Annotated in this window: 14 protein-coding genes and 1 riboswitch; of the genes, 3 read left to right on the forward strand and 11 right to left on the reverse strand. The window is 63.4% G+C overall.

Annotation, left to right across the window (positions count from 1 at the left end):
- Positions 1 to 2 precede the first annotated feature (2 nt).
- The 11 genes from nuoG to FJ967_RS11730 all read right to left on the reverse strand — a co-directional run bounded on the left by nuoG (position 3) and on the right by FJ967_RS11730 (position 9,408).
- Entirely contained in the window at positions 3 to 2,084 is a 2,082-nt protein-coding gene (gene nuoG / locus FJ967_RS11680; RefSeq protein WP_140731857.1) for an NADH-quinone oxidoreductase subunit NuoG, read from the reverse strand.
- A complete protein-coding gene (locus tag FJ967_RS11685; RefSeq protein WP_140731858.1) occupies positions 2,084 to 2,395 on the reverse strand; it encodes a pentapeptide repeat-containing protein in 312 nt (103 codons plus the stop codon). The genes nuoG and FJ967_RS11685 overlap by 1 nt, the downstream gene beginning before the upstream one ends.
- 9 nt (positions 2,396 to 2,404) lie before the next feature.
- Positions 2,405 to 3,106, reverse strand: a complete 702-nt coding sequence (locus tag FJ967_RS11690; RefSeq protein ID WP_140731859.1) for an NADH-ubiquinone dehydrogenase — start codon at positions 3,104 to 3,106, stop codon at positions 2,405 to 2,407.
- Between the two features lie 65 nt (positions 3,107 to 3,171).
- Positions 3,172 to 4,476: an NADH-quinone oxidoreductase subunit NuoF gene (gene nuoF, locus FJ967_RS11695; RefSeq protein WP_140731860.1), complete on the reverse strand. Its 1,305-nt coding sequence runs from the start codon at positions 4,474 to 4,476 to the stop codon at positions 3,172 to 3,174.
- Between the two features lie 11 nt (positions 4,477 to 4,487).
- Entirely contained in the window at positions 4,488 to 5,795 is a 1,308-nt protein-coding gene (locus tag FJ967_RS11700) for an NADH-quinone oxidoreductase subunit E (protein ID WP_140731861.1), read from the reverse strand.
- A 22-nt stretch (positions 5,796 to 5,817) separates the two neighbouring features.
- The gene (locus tag FJ967_RS11705; RefSeq protein ID WP_140731862.1) at positions 5,818 to 6,189 is read right to left on the reverse strand and encodes a hypothetical protein; all 372 of its coding nucleotides are present in this window, start codon (positions 6,187 to 6,189) and stop codon (positions 5,818 to 5,820) included.
- Positions 6,190 to 6,191: 2 nt separating this feature from the next.
- Entirely contained in the window at positions 6,192 to 7,382 is a 1,191-nt protein-coding gene (locus FJ967_RS11710) for an NADH-quinone oxidoreductase subunit D (RefSeq protein ID WP_140731863.1), read from the reverse strand.
- Positions 7,383 to 7,448: 66 nt separating this feature from the next.
- Positions 7,449 to 7,829, reverse strand: a complete 381-nt coding sequence (locus FJ967_RS11715) for a four helix bundle protein (RefSeq protein ID WP_140731864.1) — start codon at positions 7,827 to 7,829, stop codon at positions 7,449 to 7,451.
- Between the two features lie 34 nt (positions 7,830 to 7,863).
- On the reverse strand, positions 7,864 to 8,466 hold the full coding sequence (locus FJ967_RS11720) for an NADH-quinone oxidoreductase subunit C (RefSeq protein WP_140731865.1): 603 nt from the start codon (positions 8,464 to 8,466) through the stop codon (positions 7,864 to 7,866).
- Positions 8,467 to 8,470: 4 nt separating this feature from the next.
- Positions 8,471 to 9,052, reverse strand: a complete 582-nt coding sequence (locus tag FJ967_RS11725) for an NADH-quinone oxidoreductase subunit B (RefSeq protein WP_015317338.1) — start codon at positions 9,050 to 9,052, stop codon at positions 8,471 to 8,473.
- Entirely contained in the window at positions 9,043 to 9,408 is a 366-nt protein-coding gene (locus tag FJ967_RS11730; RefSeq protein ID WP_140731866.1) for an NADH-quinone oxidoreductase subunit A, read from the reverse strand. The genes FJ967_RS11725 and FJ967_RS11730 overlap by 10 nt, the downstream gene beginning before the upstream one ends.
- Before the next feature lie 334 nt (positions 9,409 to 9,742).
- Here FJ967_RS11730 and FJ967_RS11735 point away from each other — a divergent pair, with 334 nt between their 5' ends.
- From FJ967_RS11735 to cobW, 3 genes are all read left to right on the forward strand, one after another.
- Positions 9,743 to 10,942, forward strand: a complete 1,200-nt coding sequence (locus tag FJ967_RS11735; RefSeq protein WP_140731867.1) for a winged helix-turn-helix domain-containing protein — start codon at positions 9,743 to 9,745, stop codon at positions 10,940 to 10,942.
- Between the two features lie 29 nt (positions 10,943 to 10,971).
- Positions 10,972 to 11,180: riboswitch (cobalamin riboswitch) on the forward strand.
- A 37-nt stretch (positions 11,181 to 11,217) separates the two neighbouring features.
- Positions 11,218 to 11,646, forward strand: coding sequence for a DUF1636 family protein (locus tag FJ967_RS11740; RefSeq protein WP_140732002.1), 429 nt, complete (start codon positions 11,218 to 11,220; stop codon positions 11,644 to 11,646).
- 2 nt (positions 11,647 to 11,648) lie between these two features.
- The gene (cobW, locus tag FJ967_RS11745; protein WP_140731868.1) at positions 11,649 to 12,686 is read left to right on the forward strand and encodes a cobalamin biosynthesis protein CobW; all 1,038 of its coding nucleotides are present in this window, start codon (positions 11,649 to 11,651) and stop codon (positions 12,684 to 12,686) included.
- Positions 12,687 to 12,702: the final 16 nt, after the last annotated feature.

Here is a 12,702-nt window from a genome sequence, read left to right on the forward strand (position 1 = left end):
GCTTATTCCGCCGCCTGCTTGAAGCCGCTCTTGGCCAATGCCGAGCACTCAGCCATCACGGCCGACGCCCGCGCGATCGGGTTGGTCAGGTAGAAATCCTTCACCGGCGAGGTGAAGGTGCCCTTGTTCAGCCGTCCGCCGAGCTTCGCCACGCCGGCGATGTCCCCGGCATTGCCGGCCGCGACCTGGTCGATCCGGGCCAGATGCGGGTACTCGCCATAAAGCTTGGCACGCAGTTGCGGCAGCGAATCGAACGGCAGCTTCTTGCCCAGCACGTCGGACAGCGCCCTCAGGATCGCCCAGTCCTCGCGGGCATCGCCCGGTGCGAAGCCGGCGCGGTTGGTCTGCTGCACGCGCCCTTCGGTGTTGACGTAGGTGCCGGACTTTTCGGTGTAGGCGGCCGCCGGCAGGATGACGTTGGCGCGGTGCGCGCCGGCGTCGCCATGGGTGCCGACATAGACGACGAAGGCGCCGCCGGTCTTGCTCATGTCGATCTCGTCGGCGCCGAGCAGGAACAGCACGTCCGTTTCGCCCAGCATCCCGGCAACATTCTTGCCGCCCTCGCCCGGCACGAAGCCGATGTCGAGGCCGCCGACGCGCGCCGCCGCATTGTGCAGCACGGCAAAGCCGTTCCAGTCGGCGCGGGTGGCGTTCACGGCGCCGGCGAGCCTGGCTGCCTGGCCGAGCACGGCCGCTCCGTCGGCGCGCGCCAGGGCGCCCTGGCCGACGATGATCAGGGGATGCGTCGCCTTCTTCAGCGTCTGGAAGAACTTGCCATTGCCATCGGCCAGGTCCTTCAGCGAATCCGGTCCGGCGCCGAGCAGTTCGTAGTCATAGCGTGTGTCGCCGACATCGCCGATGACACCCACCGGCAGATTGCCGAGGCGCCAGCGCTTGCGGATGCGGGCATTGAGCACCGAAGCCTCGAAGCGCGGATTGGCGCCGATGATCAGCACCGCGTCGGCCTGCTCGATGCCTTCGATGGTCGGGTTGAAGATATAGCTGGCGCGTCCGAGCGACGGATCGAGCGCCGCGCCATCCTGGCGGCAATCGGTGTTCTTCGAGCCGAGCGAAGCTATCAGCAGCTTCAGCGCATAGATTTCCTCGACGGCGGCGAGATCGCCAGCGATGGCGCCGATCTTGTCGGGAGCCGCCGCCGAAACCGCGCCCTTGATCGCCGCGAAAGCTTCGGCCCAGCTTGCCGGAACCAGCCTGCCGTCCTTGCGCACATAGGGGCGGTCGAGGCGCTGCGTGCGCAGGCCGTCCCAGATGAAGCGGGTCTTGTCGGAAATCCACTCCTCGTTCACCGCCTCGTTGACGCGCGGCAGGATGCGCATCACTTCACGGCCACGGCTGTCGACGCGGATCGCCGAGCCCACGGCATCCATGACGTCGATGGATTCGGTCTTGGTCAACTCCCACGGCCGCGCCTGGAAGGCGAACGGCTTGGAGGTCAAAGCGCCAACCGGACAGAGATCGATGACATTGCCCTGCAGCTCCGAAGTCATCGCCTGTTCGAGATAGGTGGTGATCTCGGCGTCCTCGCCACGACCGATCAGGCCGAGTTCGGAAATCCCGGCGACCTCGGTGGTGAAGCGCACGCAGCGCGTGCAATGGATGCAGCGGTTCATCACCGTCTTGACCAGCGGGCCGATATACTTGTCTTCGACGGCGCGCTTGTTCTCGTGATAGCGTGAGGAATCGACGCCGAAGGCCATAGCCTGGTCCTGCAGGTCGCACTCGCCGCCCTGGTCGCAGATCGGGCAATCCAGCGGATGGTTGATCAGCAGGAACTCCATCACGCCTTCCCGGGCCTTCTTGACCATCGGCGTGTTGGTGAAAATCTCAGGCGGCTCGCCGTTGGGGCCGGGGCGCAGGTCGCGCACGCCCATGGCGCAGGAGGCCTGCGGCTTGGGCGGTCCGCCCTTCACCTCGATCAGGCACATGCGGCAATTGCCGGCGATCGACAGCCGCTCATGGAAGCAGAAGCGCGGCACTTCCGCGCCCGCGTCTTCCGCCGCCTGCAGCAGCGTATAGTGGTCGGGTACAGTGATTTCTTTCCCGTCGACCTTGAGCTTTGCCATCAATTGCCCCCGGCGGTCTTCGCCGTCTCATATGCTTTGAAAAGGTCGCCGAGCCTGATGCCATTGATCATCATGCCGGCGACCTCAGCGTTTTCTATCTTCACGTTGCTCATGTTCACGTTGGTGAAATGCGCATTCGAAAGGTTTGCGTCTTCCACCTTGGCGTTGCTCAGGTTCGCGTTCAGGATCGTCGACACCGACAGGTTCACGTTGTGAAACCGCGTGTTCGACATGTTGACGTCGTCGAAACACGAATTGGTGACGACCGCGCAGCGCACGTCCAGAACATCGCGTTTGTCGTGAACCTCCATTCCGGTCCCCTACCTCTTGCCCTTGGCGGCCAGGGCCGTTGCCTGGCCGGTCCAGTCGTCGCGGCCGATGCGGCCGTTGAACGACAGATAGTCGTCGATCCAGGCGATCTCCTGCGGCGACCATTGGCCGATCTGGGCGTAAGTCCAGATACCGAGGCCGTTCAGCACCTTCTCCAGCTTCGGGCCGATGCCCGATATCGCCTTCAGGTCCGAAGGCTTCGCCGGCCTGTCCATGCCCCTGGGCTGGCGGAAATCCTCGGGCAGCAGCACCTCGGGCACATCGCCCGTTGCCGGCCCCGCATCGGCCACGGGCGCCGCGGTGGCGGCTTCCTTGGCGGCGATGTCGGTGACTTCCTGCGCGAATGACTGGGCCTCGGCGATCAGGGTCTTGGCCGTCGCCCGCGCCTTGGTGGACGAAGAGTTTGCGTCTTCCATCCGCTCGACGCGCGCCTCGAAATCCTCGATCAGCGGTTGCATCAGGCGCTGTGATGCCTCGGCAGCTCCCGAAAGCGCGCCCATCCAGACGCCGAGCGCATGATTGGCGAGCCCCATGCCAAGCGCCGACATGGCCACCGCACCCGCGACAGGGTGCGCGAAAAGGTTGACGGCGCTGGCCATCTCCTTCGGCATCATCCTGGTCAGGTCCTGGTTCATCTTCTCGATCTGGTCCAAATTGGGCATCAATGGGTAGGGTGTCGAATACGGCGCCATAGAGTTCTCCTGGTCGTTTCTTCGTTCGCCCCGCCCCGTCTTCTTCCCGCGTTCAAAAGTCTCTTTTATTCCGCCGCCACCATCACCGGCTCGGCCCGGTGCGCGTTGCGCGAAAACTCGTCGATGCGCCGCTCCACCTCGCCGCGGAAATGCCGCATCAGGCCCTGGATCGGCCAGGCCGCCGCATCGCCCAGCGCACAGATCGTGTGGCCCTCGACCTGCTTGGTGACGTCGAGCAGCATGTCGATCTCGCGCTTCTGCGCCTCGCCGCGCACCAGCCGCTCCATCACCCGCCACATCCAGCCGGTGCCTTCGCGGCACGGCGTGCACTGGCCGCAGCTCTCATGCTTGTAGAAGTAGGAAAGCCGCGCGATCGCCTTCACCACGTCGGTCGACTTGTCCATGACGATGACGGCCGCCGTGCCGAGGCCGGACTTCAGGTCGCGCAGCGCGTCGAAATCCATCGGCGCGTCGATGATCTGCTCGGCCGGCACCAGCGGCACCGAGGCGCCGCCCGGAATGACCGCGAGCAGATTGTCCCAGCCGCCGCGAATGCCGCCGCAATGGGTCTCGATCAGTTCACGGAACGGAATCGACATCACCTCTTCGACCGTGCACGGATTGTTGACGTGGCCGGAGACGCAGAACAGCTTGGTGCCGACATTGTTGGGTCGGCCGAAGGACGAGAACCAGGCAGCGCCCCGGCGCAGGATGGTCGGCGCCACCGCGATCGACTCGACATTGTTGACGGTGGTCGGGCAGCCATAGAGGCCGACATTGGCCGGGAATGGCGGCTTCAGGCGCGGCTGGCCCTTCTTGCCTTCGAGGCTTTCGAGCAGCGCCGTCTCCTCGCCGCAGATATAGGCGCCGGCGCCGTGATGCATGTAGACGTCGAAATCGTAGCCCGATGTGTTGTTCTTGCCGATCAGCTTGGCCTCATAGGCCTCCTCGATCGCGCGCTGCAGCGCCTCGCGCTCGCGGATGAACTCGCCGCGCACATAGATGTAGGCAGCGATCGCGCCCATGGCGAAGCCAGCCAGCAGCGCACCCTCGACCAGCGTGTGCGGATCGTTGCGCAGGATGTCGCGGTCCTTGCAGGTGCCGGGCTCGGATTCATCGGCGTTGATGACGAGATAGCTCGGCCGGCCGTCGCTCTGCTTGGGCATGAACGACCATTTGAGGCCGGTCGGGAAGCCGGCGCCGCCACGGCCGCGCAGACCCGACGCCTTCATCTCGTTGACGATCCATTCGCGCCCCTTGGCGACGATGCCGGGCGTGTTGTCCCAGGCGCCGCGCGCCATCGCGCCGGCCAGCGACTTGTCGAAGAGGCCGTAGATGTTGGTGAAGATGCGGTCTTTGTCCTGAAGCATTTTTCGTACCCTCAGACCGGCTTCTTGCCGAAGACGCGGATGTATTCGGCAACCCCGCCCTTGGCGAGCGCCTTGGCCTGCTTGACCCAGTCGTCGCGGTCGATGCGGCCGTGGAAGGAAAGATAGCCGTCGACCCATTCGCGCTCGGCCTTCTTCCACGACGCGACCTGCGCGAAGGTGAAGATGCCGAGTTCATGCAATATGCCTTCGATCTTGGGACCGACGCCCGAGATCAGCTTGAGATCGTCGACAGCCGCCGGCCGGGCGATGCCGGTGGGGCGGTTCTTGTCTTCCAGCGAAGGCTTTGCCGGCTTGGCGGCGGGCGCCCTCATTTCCGGAGATTTGGCCTCGGGCGCCTTGAAGGCGGACGCCGGTTCGGCCTTGGCGATCGGCCCATTGCGCTGCTTGGAGACCTTCTCGACCTGCGGCGCCGCCTTGTTGGCGTTGGCGGCCGAATGCAACGGCGCCGAGACGCTCGCCGCCTTCTCCGCCGCCGGCGCCACCTTGGCTTTCGATGGCGTCTTCAGGGCCGGGCTGGTTTCGGGCGCATCGGTCTTGGGCTTGCTGGCATTGGACGGCGCCACAGGCGCGGCGGGCGCGGCAGCCGCCGGTGCCGGCACTGGCGCCGCTATGATCGCGTCGGGGGCCGCCTTGGCGGCCTTGGCTGCTTCCCTGGCCTCCTTGTCGCGGGTCGACTTCAGGATCGCCTTCTCGCTTTTGAGCGACGTGAGGCCGGATGCCGGCTCCGAGCCGGTACGGCCGTTCTGCGGTCCCGGCGTCACCGAAGCGCCTTTGCCCGCGTCGTAGAGATCGATGATCTCGGCCAGGCGCTCGGGCGTCAGATCCTCGAACGTGTCCTTGAACACCATGACCATCGGCGCGTTGACGCAGGCACCAAGACACTCGACCTCTTCCCACGACAAGGTGCCCTTGTCATTGGTGTGGAACTGGTCGTGATGGATTTTCGAGCGGCACACATCCATCAGCGCTTCCGAGCCGCGCAACATGCAGGGCGTGGTGCCGCAGACCTGGATGTGGGCGCGCGTGCCGACCGGATTGAGCTGGTACTGCGTGTAGAAGGTCGCAACCTCGAGACCACGGATGCGCGGCATGCCGAGCATGTCCGAAATCGTCTCGATCGCCGCCTTGGTGACCCAGCCTTCCTGTTCCTGCGCGATCATCAGCAACGGAATGATCGCCGACTGCTCGCGGCCTTTCGGATACTTCTTGATCCACTGCTTCGCCGCAGCCGCATTCGCCTTGTTGAAGGCGAAGGACGCTGGCTGGACGCTGGCTTCTGCGAGACGACGGACTGACATGGATTTCTTCGCTTATGTTTTCTTATTGAACCGAACCGGACACGCGATAGCAGTTCTCAGATTGTCCCAATACGCATACAAACTCTTCTCTACCACGCTTGAGACGGACATATTCGTCGTATCGATCCCCAACCCAAGACACGCAGTCAGGCCGCAGTCGGCCGGGCATCTGGGCAACGAACGACTGGATTGGGCAAGACGGAATGGAGTGAGCAACAATTGCCTGATCCATCGGCGCTTCCCTCTTGTATGTACGGCCCATCAACAAATCACCTTCCGCGACCAGCTCAAATCCGATCTTGAGCAAATCCCTGGATAGCAGCCTGCCATCCGGCCCCCAGGCTGGAGCCTGGGCCGCCATCGTTACAACCGCAGCGGTGAGGAGCAGGTTCATCGTTACCGATCCACCTCCCCGAAGACGATATCGAGCGAACCCAAAACGGCGGTGACGTCGGCCAGCAGGTGGCCGCGGCACAGGAAATCCATGGCTTGCAGATGCGCGAAACCGGGGGCGCGCAGCTTGCAGCGGTAGGGCTTGTTGGTGCCGTCGGAGACCAGATAGACGCCGAATTCGCCCTTTGGCGCCTCGACCGCCGCATAGACCTCGCCGGCCGGCACGCGATAGCCCTCGGTGTAGAGCTTGAAGTGATGGATCAGCGCTTCCATCGAGCGCTTCATCGCCTGGCGCTTGGGCGGCACGACCTTGCCGTCGAGGTTCGACACCGGGCCGGTGCTTTCCTTGCCGAGCAGCAGGTCGACGCACTGGCGCATGATCCTGGCCGACTGGCGCATTTCTTCCATGCGCACGAGATAGCGGTCGTAGCAGTCGCCGTTCTTGCCGACCGGGATGTCGAAATCCATTTCGGAATAGCATTCATAGGGCTGCGATTTGCGCAGATCCCACGGCGAACCCGAGCCGCGCACCATGACACCCGAAAAGCCCCAGGCCCAGGCGTCTTCCAGCGAAACAATGCCGATATCGACATTGCGCTGCTTGAAGATGCGGTTGCCGGTGAGCAGCTTGTCCAGATCGTCGATCGACTTCAGGAACGGGTCGATCCATTTGCCGATATCCTCGACAAGCTGCCGCGGCAGGTCCTGGTGGACGCCGCCAGGCCGGAAATAGGCGGCATGCATGCGCGAGCCGGAGGCGCGCTCATAGAACACCATCAGCTTTTCGCGCTCGACGAAACCCCAGAGCGGCGGCGTCAGCGCGCCGACGTCCATTGCCTGCGTCGTCACATTGAGAATGTGCGACATGATGCGGCCGATTTCGCAGTAGAGCACGCGGATCAACTGGCCGCGCCTTGGCACCTCGATGCCGAGCAGGCGCTCGGCGGCGAGCGCGAAGGCATGCTCCTGGTTCATCGGCGCGCAATAGTCGAGCCGATCCAGATAAGGCACCGCCTGCAGGTAGGTCTTGGCCTCGATCAGCTTCTCGGTCCCGCGATGGAGCAGCCCGATATGCGGATCGACACGATCGACGACTTCGCCGTCGAGTTCCAGGACAAGGCGAAGCACGCCGTGCGCCGCCGGATGCTGCGGTCCAAAGTTGATGTTGAAATTGCGGACGGAGGTTTCAGCCATTCTGGCGCCTCTGGCGACGAGTCAGTAGTGAGTAGTGCGTAGTGACCATCAATCTCAATGCCTGCTTCATTCCGCCGCCTGCTTGGCCTGCACCGTTCGAATAAGAGACCTCATCATTTTTCCAATCTCTTCGCATCGCAGCAGCAGCTCAATCTCATCGTCTTTTCGCAGCAGCCCAACGCGGCATGCCAGCAATACGTGCGTTTCCAGTTCCTTCAACGAGCCTTGCGCCATGCGCAAGAACTGACAGAAAGAACCTCTGTTTTCCCGGCCATATCCCTCAGCAATGTTCGCCGCGATCGAAACCGCTGATCGGCGCATCTGAGAGGTCATGCCGTAAATCTCATCCCTCGGAAACTCTTTGGTGAAGCGGTAACAATCCTCGGCGAGCGTCATCGCCGATTGCCAGACCTTCAAGTCGCGATAGGATTCGATCCTTTGCTCCAATTCTTTCCCTACTGACTACTCACTACTTCCCTACTCACTGCTTCGCTTTTTCGTCCCCGGGCAGCACGTAGTCAGTGCCTTCCCAAGGGGAAAGAAAATCGAAATTGCGGAATTCCTGCTTGAGCTCGACCGGCTCGTAGATCACCCGCTTTGCCTCGTCGTCGTAGCGCACCTCGACAAAGCCGGTCAGCGGGAAATCCTTGCGCAGCGGATGGCCTTCGAAACCATAGTCGGTCAAAAGGCGGCGCAGGTCCGGATGGCCTGAAAACAGCACGCCGTAGAGATCGTAGGTCTCGCGTTCGAACCAGTCGGCGCCGGGATAGACGCCGGTGATGGAGGGCACCATCGTCTCCTCGTCGGCCTGAACCTTGACGCGGATGCGCACATTCTGCTTCGGCGACAGGAGGTGATAGACGACGTCGAAACGCCTGGCGCGCGACGGATAGTCCGCGCCGCTCACGTCGATGATCGAGATGAACTGGCAGCGCGCGTCGTCGCGCAGGAAGGTTACCACCTCGACCAGATCACGCGGTTCGACGTGGATGGTGAGTTCGCCATAGGCGAGCACCGCGTCGTTGACGCGGCCGATCAGCTTCTCGCCGAGATAGGTCGACAGTTCGCTAAGGGATGCGGCCATGGATTTACCGTTCGATCGTGCCGGTGCGGCGGATCTTCTTCTGCAGGAGAAGAATGCCGTACAGCAGGGCTTCGGCGCTCGGCGGGCAGCCGGGCACATAGATGTCGACCGGCACGACGCGGTCGCAGCCGCGCACCACCGAGTAGGAATAGTGGTAGTAGCCGCCGCCATTGGCGCAGGAGCCCATCGAGATGACGTAGCGCGGCTCCGGCATCTGGTCGTAGACCTTGCGCAGCGCCGGCGCCATCTTGTTGGTCAGCGTGCCGGCGACGATCATAATGTCGGACTGGCGCGGAGACGCGCGCGGCGCGACACCGAACCGCTCCGAATCGTAGCGCGGCATCGAGGTGTGGATCATCTCGACCGCGCAGCACGCCAGACCAAAGGTCATGAACATCAGCGAGCCCGAGCGTGCCCAGGTGATCAGCGCCTCGGTCGAGGTGACCAGAAAACCCTTGTCGGCAAGCTCATTGTTGATTTCGAGGAAGAAGGGATCGTCCTCCCCCACCGGCCGGCCGGTGTTGGGATCGATGATGCCCTTGGGCTTCGGCGCGACGAGGGTGCCTGAACTGTCGTTCAATCCCATTCCAGCGCTCCTTTTTTCCATTCATAGGCAAAGCCGATGGTCAGCACTGCCAAAAACACCATCATCGACCAGAAACCGAGCATGCCGATCTTCGAGAACGACACCGCCCAGGGAAACAGGAAGGCGACTTCCAGGTCGAAGATGATGAACAGGATCGACACCAGGTAGAAACGGATGTCGAACTTCATGCGGGCGTCGTCGAACGAGTTGAAACCGCACTCATAGGCGGACAGTTTTTCGGGATCCGGGTTGCGATAGGCCACCAGGAACGGCGCGACGAGCAGCGCCAGGCCGACCACCAGCGCCACGCCGATAAACAGGACGATGGGCAGGTAGGAACTCAAGAGTGCGCTCATGCTGCGGCTTTCCGTTGGCGCCAATCCACTTTGATTACAGCACCGGACCTTAATGCGGAAGCGTGACAGTTTAACCGCTGAACCGTTTTAAGGAGCCTATGCTGCAACGCGGCGAGGGTTAGCGCAGCACTTCCAGCGAAGCAAGTCAAACCTTGTTCAAAACACGGAGCTGGACGGCATTCCGGGAGAAACTGGTCTCATACGCTCCTGTTTGATTTCCTTCAATTTTTACTCCACTTTTCTCTCCTGACAGGGTTGCCGCCAAAACCCTGCTAGCATGGGTTGGAATCACATCTCGCAACGACATCCAAAAGGCCGCCGGAGACGCATCCGCATGAAGGAAAAGATCTCCCTTGCCACAGCCCGGCGCATCGCGCTCGCCGCCCAGGGGTTTCTCGATCCCCGCCCCACCGGCACGCCCGACCGCCGCCACTTCGCCCGCGTGCTCTCCCGCACCGGCCTGCTGCAGATCGATTCCGTCAGCGCGGTGGTGCGCGCGCATTATATGCCGCTCTATTCGCGCCTCGGCCCCTACCCGCTCGCTTTGCTCGACAACGCCGCGGTGACGCGCAAGCGCACGGTGTTCGAATACTGGGCGCACGAGGCCTCCTTCCTGCCGGTCGAGACCTACCCGCTGATGCGCTGGCGCATGCAGCGCGCCGAGCAAGGCGACGAAATGTATCTGGGGCTGGCCAAATGGGGCCGCGAACACGCCGCCTATATAGAAGAGATCTACCGCGCGGTCGCCGAGCGCGGCCCGATCGCCGCCTCCGCGCTGGAGGGCCAGAAAGGCTCCGGCGGCTGGTGGGGCTGGAGCCACGCCAAACACGCCTTCGAATGGCTGTTCTGGGCCGGGCGCATCACCACGGCGCACCGCCGCGGCTTCGAGCGCTTCTATGACCTGCCCGAGCGCGTCCTGCCGCAGGCGATCCTCGATCTGCCGGTGCCGGCCGCAGAGGACGCACACCGCGAGTTGCTGCGCATTTCCGCCCGCGCCCATGGCATCGCGACATCGGGCGATTTGCGCGACTACTTTCGTCTGTCGCCGGCCGACATGAAAGGCCGGCTGGAGGAACTCGTCGAGTTGGGCGAGCTCGTGCCGGTGCGCGTCGAAGGCTGGGACAAGCCGGCCTACCTTCATAAGGACGCCCGCCTGCCCCGCAAAATCGAAGCCCGCGCCTTGCTGGCGCCATTCGATCCGGTCGTCTTCGAACGCTCGCGCAGCGAACGGCTGTTCGATTTCCACTACCGCATCGAGATCTACACCCCGGCCGAAAAGCGCCAATATGGCTATTACGTCCTGCCTTTCCTGCTCGGCGACCGGATCGTGGCGCGAGTCGACCTCAAGGCGGATCGCCCGGGAAGTGTGCTTCGCGTGCACGCGGCCTATGCCGAGCGTGGCGCGCCGCCTGAAACGGCGGCGCAGCTCTTCGAGGAACTGAAGCAGATGCAGGCCTGGCTTGGCCTTGAGCGCATGGAAGTGACGCCGGCGGGTGATCTGGGGCCGGCGCTCGCCGACATCGCGATGTCGTAAGCCCGCGTTGACACCGCCGCCTGCAAGGGCCTAAATCCAGACCAGACGGTCCCCTGCCCGCAACGGCAAGGGCCAAGAGGGAATGCGGTGCGGGAGCGAAAAACCCCAAATCCGCGGCTGTCCCCGCAACTGTAAGCGAAGAGCCAAGGCCGAAAGCCACTGGGATTGTCCCGGGAAGGCGGCTACCCAAGGCGATGACCCGCGAGCCAGGAGACCTGCCGTCTGGAATGCTAGAATCCGATCGCCTGGCGGGTTTTCCGGGCAAGGAGCCTGATTTGGACCGCGACGCCAGTTTTTCGGCTGAAACAACGGACATTTTGTCCGGCGAGGATGATTCCCTGGCCGGGGTAACGGTCATTGTCTGCGCCTCCTGTCGCGACGAGACCGGCTCCGACGCCCATCCCCGGGCCGGCGAAATATTGGCTGAAGATACGCGCCAGGCCGCCTCGGGCGAGAAGATTCGCATCCGCACGGTCGAATGCCTCGGCAATTGCAAGCGCCGCCTCAGCGCCGCGATCCTGCGCGACGGCTGCTGGAGCTATGTCTTCGGCGACCTGACCGCGACCAGCGGCGCCGACCTCGTCACCGGCGCCAAACTCTTCGCCACCTCGACCGACGGCCTCATCCCTTGGCGAGGCCGGCCCGATTCCCTCAAGCGCGGCCTCGTTGCCCGCATTCCACCTCTCGACCTGTTGAAGGATTGATCATGAACGCTTCCGTTTCCCGTGTTCCCTGCACCGTCGTCACCGGCTTTCTCGGCGCCGGCAAGACGACGCTGGTCCGCCATCTCCTCGAAAACGCCGGCGGCAAGCGCATTGCGATCATCGTCAACGAGTTCGGCGACATCGGCATCGACGGCGAAATCCTGAAGGGCTGCGGCATCGACACCTGCCCGGAGGAAAACATCGTCGAACTGGCCAATGGCTGCATCTGCTGCACCGTCGCCGACGATTTCGTACCGGCGCTCGACCAGATCCTGTCGCTCACCCCCAAGGTCGACCACATCCTGATCGAAACCTCGGGCCTCGCTCTGCCCAAGCCGCTGGTCCAGGCCTTTCAGTGGCCGACTGTGAAGAGCCGCGTGACCGTCGACGGCGTGATCGCCGTGGTCGACGGCCCGGCACTGGCCGAGGGCCGTGTCGCCAACGACATGGACGCTCTCCAGGCGCAGCGCGCCGGCGATGAAAGCCTCGACCACGATGATCCCGTCGAGGAAGTGTTCGAAGACCAGATCGCCTGCGCCGATTTGATCATCCTGTCGAAGAGCGACCTGATGGACGCTGCCGGTTCGGCCCGCGCCAACGCCATCGTCAACGAACATTCCGCCCGCGCCGTGAAGATCGTGCCTACCTCGCACGGCAAGGTCGATCCCTCGGTGCTGCTCGGCCTCGGCCTTGCCGTCGAGGATGACATCGAGAACCGCAAGTCGCATCATGATGGCGCGTTCGACCACGAGCATGACGACTTCGACACCTTCATCGTCGACATTGCCTCGATCGCCAATCCGGACGAACTGGCCAAGCGCGTCGCCACCGCCGCCGAACAGGAAAACGTGCTGCGCGTGAAAGGCTTTGTCGAGGTCGGCGGCAAGCCGATGCGGCTCCTGCTGCAGGCCGTCGGCCCGCGCGTCAATCACTACTACGACCGCGCCTGGACGGCCGAGGACGACCGCCGCTCGCGTCTCGTCGTCATCGGCCTCAAGGGGCTGAACCGCCCGGCAATCGAGCGTATACTCGCCGGCTGATTTCAGACACGGACAG

The sequence above is a fragment of the Mesorhizobium sp. B2-3-4 genome, from assembly GCF_006442315.1.
Classification (GTDB): domain Bacteria; phylum Pseudomonadota; class Alphaproteobacteria; order Rhizobiales; family Rhizobiaceae; genus Mesorhizobium.